The organism is Stenotrophomonas maltophilia group sp. RNC7 (genome assembly GCF_030910085.1).
GTDB classification, from domain to species: domain Bacteria; phylum Pseudomonadota; class Gammaproteobacteria; order Xanthomonadales; family Xanthomonadaceae; genus Stenotrophomonas; species Stenotrophomonas sepilia.
Window position 1 is genome coordinate 1 of the sequence record NZ_JAVFVN010000256.1, and the last position, 7,549, is coordinate 7,549.

Sequence of the window (7,549 nt, forward strand, 5' to 3'; positions counted from 1 at the left end):
TAATATTAGTTTCAAGTTTTATTACAAAATCATTGTCCCTTTTCACACTAATTGTACTAAAAAAATATAAAAATAACACATGATAATAACCTTTATCCATAACAAAAGGGATACGTATTTTATTTAATTACATAAATAAAACACGTATCCCTTTTAATTCACTTTAAATATTTTAACAATTTATCAAATTCTTGTTTCATCAACTTTGGTCTAATTTTATACAATGGAATTCCTTTTAAAGAGGCCTCTGGTTGAGAATCAAAATATGGTAAAGAAACTGTTGGTTCAAATCCAAAATCTAAACTTCTATTCCACTTATTACCTATGGTAACAATTATATCTTCTTTTCTAAGCTCAATACCTTGTAACTCTTTATGGTGAAGTTTAGCCGCTTTAAATGCTTGCCTATTTTGTTCTGTAATAACCCATACTTGGTCGCAAATAGCAAGTGTTTCTTTTGCCAAAGTATTATCCCAAGAATGAGATAGATCAACAAAAGTAGTAGGTGCTAATCTACTATGATATATTAATTCTTTTGCTTGTAAAGTTGTTAATTCTATATCTTTATCAGTTTCACAAGGAAAAAAGAATGTATTATCAATATTCCATTTTGGCGTATGAGCAAAAGTCTCCGGTCTTTCTTTTATTACGCAGTGAACATCTTCCCAGAATTCATGTGGTTCTTGCTCAGCACAAGCTAAATGATACCAAATTGGAAATTTACTTGGTGTATCGAGTATAGATGAAGTTATTCCATGCTCTAAAGACAAATACCTAGTGAAATTGTGTAGAAAAAATGTAGAACCAGCACCTGGAGTAAGGCTAACCACAGCTATTAAATAATTTTTTATTTCATTTCTATGAGTAGAATTCGAACCGTTAAAGGTTGGTGGTTCTAAATCAATATGATCTTTATCTTTTTTAAAGAATGAAAAAGTCTTACGTTTTGTTTGAAGCTTCTTAGTACGACTTTCTTCATCATTTAGTAAGGTTTCTGCTTCTATATTAGTATCAACTATACTTTCCTTTTCTATCTCTTCAGTTAGACTCTGAGGTTCTATAACTGAAGTAGCAGCCGCAATTTCTTTCACTGTATCTTCTTTTTCATTACATTCCTCTGTAATTTCTTCCTTCTTATTTACATCTTCTTCTATCAATTCTTCTGCAGGTTGCTTACTTTTTTTCCTTCCAAATATTTTGGAAAAGAAACCTACTTTTTCTTGAGCTGTTGTATTTGATTCATCTATTGCAATACTTTCTTTTTCGTTATTCCCTTTAATTATTTCATCAGTTTGAATATTTTCCTCGGTTTCTTGATTTAAAATGTTTTGGAGGCTTAAACTTCCTTCTTGGAATAAATGCGGTTTATAAATTGCATTAGAGTTCTCTACCTTAAGATGCGCTACATTACTATATTTGGGAGGTAAAGACATTTGTTCCACTAATTGCGGCATGTCAAAAGAGTTAGTATAAAAAATGTCTAATACATTATTATTTACTAATTCACTAAGAAATGGATCTCCAGGTGTTCTTTCACATACGAAACCAATGCGTATATTATCATTTTCTTGTCTCAAATATTCTATAATATCAAGAAATTTTGTTTCCCTATAAAACTTTTCATCAGATTGATTCTCTTCATCTGGATCATACGCAATTCCAAAATGCTTATCATGAAAGAAAATAATATCTGGATTATCTTCCTCAATAACATCCATCAAATATTGTGAATTAAAAACTTCGTTCATACTCACCAAAAATTTTTCTCTTAAAAACTTGCGAAATATTGTATGAAACTCTTCATTTCCCATTGCTAATACTACACGTTTCATACGTTTCCCTCACTTTCTTTAAAATTCCGTCAATTAATATTAATCTTCTATATTGTTAAAAATCATAAACCATACTCCGATAGAGAATTTATTCTTTTAATAATGTTTCGTACCTATTCAAGATACATATATTTTGAAACCCATTAGTTCTTTAACCTTTAGTTAATTGTAGGTGTTCCATAAAAAACAACATTTTCAGAATTGGCCCTTCTTTTTAGCTGCTGCACAATACGGATAATATCAATTTCTTCAGAATAAAAAATATCTCTTACGCCTAACTCTTTTAAATCATCAAAAAAAGGATCATCAATTTCTCTCGTACATATATAACATACTCGAATTTTTTCCGGTAAGCTTTTCAAAAAATTAATAGCTTCTTGCGAAATATCTTCTATTCCATTAAAATCAAGAAACTTTTCTGCAAATACTATAATATCGGGTTCAAATTCCATTATAGGTTGCTGTAACTCTTTGAGAGAATTAATTCTTGTATCACAAACTTCAAAGAAATCATGAAAATGTTTAGCAAATAAACTGTGGTAAGGTTCATATTGCATTCCTAATATCACTTTTTGCATTAATTAAGACCACCATTTCCGGATTAAGTTATAAAAAGAAGAACACCTTCCTTATGCGTATATACACATTTATGTTTTGGTGTCCTTCTAAGTCTTCCTCATTAATCAAAGAAAGGCATATCAACTTTTGCTAATTTTGGTTTTGCATCTACTACTTGTTTTAAGTAAAACGATTTTGATAGCCCTTCCGTTTCTATATATTCTTCAATACAAAATAAACAAGGTAAGTTGTATGATTCTAAATTTAAATTTTTAGCAATATCCATGGCTAAATCCCAGCAAGATACACTAATAACAAACATTGTTTTATGTTTTCCCATCTCATGAATAGGAAGATACTTATACTGTTGATAAACCTGCTCCCATCTCATTAGACGTTCTGATAAGTAGTTTAAATAATCCTTAGATTGTTGTACTCTTTCTAAAACAAAATTAAAACTCCCCTTAATAGTAGCAACTTCCATTACTGCAAAACTTTTAATTAGCTGCGGATTATTTAAGATTGCCCCCTGCCACTTAAAACCACGAAGACCATTAGTCTCATACACTTTACATCGGATCTCGTTTATAGCTACATACCGTTGAATGGCAGTTAAACCTAAAGTTTGCCACCTGGTTGGCTCCATGAAAAATTGTTTATTATAGTAATGTTTTAAAAAAATATAACCGGCAAGTCCTAAAGTGAATGGAGCAGGAGGCTTCCCTTCACTTTCAGAAGAACTTATATCCCATCTCTCTACAAACCCATGTCTCCTGAATTTCTTTAACCTTACAGATACTTGAGAGCGCGTCATTCTAGATTGCATTAGCCTTTTTAATTGATCTTCATTAATGGCAATACAATCACCAACCAATTTTAATAAAACAATGTCCGCTTCATCCATATAATTATAGCTTCTCGCTTTACCTAATACTGCTCCTAAATTCGTTAGAGGCGTATAACCATCAATAAGAGCAATCCCTCCATTAATAGAGGGATCATCCCAAATTGATATGCTACCATCTTGTCTTCTGAAATACGGATAAGACAGGTCCGTTGGTACCACCTGTGGTTTCATAATTAATTCACTCATATAACCAAGAAGTTACATCTTTACGATGTTTTTTTCCTTGAGGATAATTAAAAATAATGCCCCTAGCAGTACGTTTTTCCTTATCAATACTGACAATGCGAACAGCCACAATATCATCTACAATTGGTTGCTCAATTTCCCTTGGTTTAGAAGCTTTAATTGTTAATCCCTTTGCCAATCTAACAAAAATTCCATCGCGCTCAGAAACATTTGTTACTACACCAGTTGAAGTATACTTATTTGGCTCTTTATCTGCTAACTCTTCAAATGGATCTGGAACTGCCGCTTTTCTACTTACTTGAATTTGTCTAGTTTCTTGGTTAAAACGTTTAACTTTTACAGGCAAGACGTTATTTCTTCCTGCAATTGCATCAATATCGAACACTCTCTCATGATCTAAATCATCGAATTTCATAAAACAAGGTGTTCCTTCAACTTTTAAAAAGATGGTACGAGTTCGATCGTTTCTCCCTGTAACAATTCCATCAAAAGTTTTTTCTGAAAGCGCACCTTCTTCTTCAAGTTTAAAAATTTCAGTTAAGAATTTTTCTTTTTTGATTTCATCGGCTTGTCTCACACTTACACTAGCCAAATTATTTTCCCTATCAACATTTAATACAACAAATTCGTGAACTGTACCAGTAAAATTTGACAGTGTTCGATATTCATACTCTGAAAATTCTTGTGCCGGGCAATACCCTAAAGCCCCACCACCTAAAGCGAAAATTACACATTCAATTTCCTGTGGCTCATAATTTCCGTTTTCTTCATTTCGTAAATTTAACTTTTGTACTTCTACGTTTCTCACCATAGCAGTAAGAAATTCTCTATTTCGTCTACTTGCTGATAATCTCTCATACACCTCTGTTAGCATTTCTGCCATTAATATTCACTCCTTATTTTTTACTCATTTTTGATTGATAGGAGTCAAAAGCTCCTAATCTATTAGGGCATTATATTCATAAAGGTGTATTTTTCTAATAGGATTCATGAAAAAAGTTTCAATTTTTTTAAAAAGCAGCTTTTTTTCTACTAATTTAAAATATACGTAAGGAAGTTATTAAACAGACTGTGGGGTGTAAAGATGGGTATGAAAGCGGCCAAAGCATTAGGAAGAAAAGCAGCAATAGGCATGTTAAAAAATAGACTTAAAACAACAGAAAAAAGTAAACACACCTTAGAAGAACTACAACAAAAGTATTACACTTGCTTACAAAAAGGTTCAAATGAAGAGCTAACGGATCCTCATGATTATATAGATGCACTAGTAGAGTACATCCAGATTTTACAAAACCAATTAGATAATGAAAAAAACAAGCGAAAAGAAGATAAAAAAATTCTTACCAGAACAAAAAATGACCTGGAACAAAAGAAACAAAAAATACAAGAATTGCACCAGCGCGAAGCTAAACAAAAAAAAATAATTTCTGACATGAAAATTGTGGAACATAATACTTACAAAGAGGTGGCAAATTTACAAACACAATTAACTCAAAAAGATAAATTATTACATGAGAGTACACAAAATGAAAAAATACTCTTAAATAAACTGGAGCAGCTACAAAAAACAATTAAAAATACTAGTAAATTAAAACCTCGAAAACCTAATAAAATGGATTTAATTACACAGTTAAACAACAGAATTAAAAACCTGGAAATCGATTTAAAAAATGCAACTCCCAATGAATCTTACTTCAAACATAAATATCAACAAGAATTATTAGTTCGTACATCTGTCCAAAAGGAACTTACTGCTTTTAAGAGAAAATATAATGATTCACTAAAATACATTGAAAAATTCGAAGATTTATTAACTGGATTGCTAGCTTTACCAAAGAAAAATAGTAATGAAAAAGAAATTAGTCCTCGCAATATGGAGAATGAAAAGAGAGTGGTTGTCTTTGGAACTGTAGAACGAAATGATAATAATATATTCTTTAGAGATTCCAGAAATATTCAATATAAAATCAACTGGTCAGAAAGCATACACTACGTTAAATTTAGTATCCCTACTAAAGTAATGATTTCTAATGAAGCAGCCGTTATTCTAGAACAATATCCAAAAATCACAAATTCTGCTTCTCCAGCAACAATTCGTAAGTTCGTTACAAGTAAACGTTCTTCAAACCAAAAAACAAAAGAATCTATACTTGATGAAAAATTAAGTGATTATAAAGTTCTATTAATAGGTTCAGCTAGTCAAATCAATAAAAATGGTAAATTAACTCAGTACTTAGCAAAGTGTGGTTTACAAGTTAAACTTATTGATCCCTTTGAAGAAAGTTTAAACAGGATATCTGCTTGTAACGCTCGCTTTGATGCTATCATTATATTTACAGGTCATATTCCTCATTCTGTTTGGGATCATGTTTCAAAACAAGATGATAGAGTGGAGGAAATATGGTCAATTAAAGAAAAAGATGTACTTACACGTATTAAGTATATTGTTACTCATAAGTGTCGATTAGCTGCAAATTAAAAAGCAATTGTTCATAAATAATAAAGTTTGTTAGTTTTATAAATCAAAGATTTATCTATGTGGAGGAGAGAAGGATATGAAGAATATTTTATTATATTTTTTAGCTGTTACTTTATTGATCACAATAAGTTTATGTGCTTTCGATATTATTAATTTAAAAACATTTATGGCTGCTACATTGGTACAGGTAATGTTGATTAAAATTACCGATATCTTTGAATCTGAAAATGAAAAAAATTGAATTTCATTTAAAAATGGAGGGAAGGAAAATGGAATTAATTCACGAAAGAACATATCCAGAACAATATGATTTAGAAGGGGCAATCGAACGTTTTTATGACAGTTTCCCAGACGACTGGGGTTCACTGGATAATAATAAAATTGAAAGAGATAGTCATGTAGAGAATGTTTATGAAGCAACAGATGTAATGGAAAATGGCCTTAAATTAAAGGTTGAAATTTTTTTAGCGGATGATAAGGATGAAGATGAAGCGTGGATTTGCAAAGCATATAAATTTTCTTAACAATGGCGTTATTTGAATGAAAAAGGGCAGGTAAGTAATAATTAAGTTACCTGCCCTTTTTAACAGCTAAATATAAGCATTACCTTTACTAAATTAAGGCCCTTCCATATTTTTTCCATTCTTACCTGCTCCTTCATAGATTTCTTCATATCGGTAGACTTATACATTAATTATAGTCTTCTCCATCAGTTTATACTGCACACATAAAGGTTCCTCCAAACCATTTTTCTTTTGTTAAACCTATAATTCACTAGCAATGACTATGTACATACTATTAACCTCATCTACATCTATTCCACTTAAAAATTGGCCACTTTTATTAGTTTTTTTACATTGATATTTACAGCCTTTATCAAATGCTATTCCTATACATTTCACCATTCTCTTATTTTGATGCATTGTTTGTTGATCTGAATATACGATGCCCAGCCGTTTAGACCATTTCATCAACTCTCCAACCGATAATGAAATACTAGATATTCCATTATCAATAAATCTATTTTTAGATAGGACACTTAATATAAATTCTTTATCAACTAAGAAACAAACATCGTCATTTAATATGTTTGGTTTTATAAAAGTTGGCACATCCTCTAAATAACTCATTGCAACTAATATCGATTTACCTTTTAAAGATTTAATAGCTTGTATAGTATTTACATTATCCTTCATATTTTTTCCTTTCTAGGTGAACATGCAATCATTTTATAAAACAAATAATTGCCATTCCTCTTAATTAGTAAATCCATTATATGCATTACACAACCGAATTTTAATATTTTCAATATATTAAGGGCAGATTTTTTATAAATCCTCTTAAAATATTCATTTTGGGTAAGTATACTGTCATGAAATGATTTATAGTTTGTAGCTTGGTCACCATTACTTTATCAAGGAGCTGTTACACTTAATGAACCGTTCTCAGAAAACAGATTTATTAAAAAAAGAACTAGTACACCTTATCCTATCCCCTCTAAATATCACTGAAAATTTCTTTCATCAAATGGCTAAAAATCATTTGGAAGCACACATAGACTTATTACTATGCTTTCAAGACAACGTA

8 protein-coding genes are annotated in these 7,549 nt (G+C 30.6%); 3 read left to right on the top strand and 5 right to left on the bottom strand.

Going from position 1 to position 7,549, the window contains the following annotated elements; all coding sequences use genetic code 11:
• Positions 1-158: 158 nt before the first annotated feature.
• The 4 genes from RCF13_RS03210 to RCF13_RS03225 form a co-directional block, all read right to left on the bottom strand.
• Positions 159-1,832, bottom strand: coding sequence for a hypothetical protein (locus tag RCF13_RS03210; RefSeq protein WP_016121677.1), 1,674 nt, complete (start codon positions 1,830-1,832; stop codon positions 159-161).
• 158 nt (positions 1,833-1,990) lie between these two features.
• Positions 1,991-2,410: a hypothetical protein gene (locus tag RCF13_RS03215; protein WP_308140868.1), complete on the bottom strand. Its 420-nt coding sequence runs from the start codon at positions 2,408-2,410 to the stop codon at positions 1,991-1,993.
• 101 nt (positions 2,411-2,511) lie between these two features.
• On the bottom strand, positions 2,512-3,483 hold the full coding sequence (locus tag RCF13_RS03220) for a hypothetical protein (RefSeq protein WP_235357243.1): 972 nt from the start codon (positions 3,481-3,483) through the stop codon (positions 2,512-2,514).
• The gene (locus RCF13_RS03225) at positions 3,476-4,366 is read right to left on the bottom strand and encodes a hypothetical protein (RefSeq protein ID WP_001996066.1); all 891 of its coding nucleotides are present in this window, start codon (positions 4,364-4,366) and stop codon (positions 3,476-3,478) included. The genes RCF13_RS03220 and RCF13_RS03225 overlap by 8 nt, the downstream gene beginning before the upstream one ends.
• A gap of 201 nt (positions 4,367-4,567) precedes the next feature.
• On the opposite strand from RCF13_RS03225, the gene RCF13_RS03230 reads away from it, so the two are divergent.
• The 3 genes from RCF13_RS03230 (at position 4,568) to RCF13_RS03240 (ending at position 6,486) form a co-directional block, all read left to right on the top strand.
• A complete protein-coding gene (locus RCF13_RS03230; protein WP_308140869.1) occupies positions 4,568-5,962 on the top strand; it encodes a hypothetical protein in 1,395 nt (464 codons plus the stop codon).
• Between the two features lie 76 nt (positions 5,963-6,038).
• A complete protein-coding gene (locus RCF13_RS03235; RefSeq protein WP_308140870.1) occupies positions 6,039-6,203 on the top strand; it encodes a hypothetical protein in 165 nt (54 codons plus the stop codon).
• On the top strand, positions 6,190-6,486 hold the full coding sequence (locus RCF13_RS03240; protein WP_308140871.1) for a hypothetical protein: 297 nt from the start codon (positions 6,190-6,192) through the stop codon (positions 6,484-6,486). Before RCF13_RS03235 ends, RCF13_RS03240 begins: the two co-directional genes overlap by 14 nt.
• A gap of 240 nt (positions 6,487-6,726) precedes the next feature.
• On the opposite strand, the gene RCF13_RS03245 is transcribed toward RCF13_RS03240, so the two are convergent.
• Complete coding sequence (locus RCF13_RS03245; protein WP_308140872.1) at positions 6,727-7,158, bottom strand: hypothetical protein; 432 nt, start codon at positions 7,156-7,158, stop codon at positions 6,727-6,729.
• Positions 7,159-7,549: the final 391 nt, after the last annotated feature.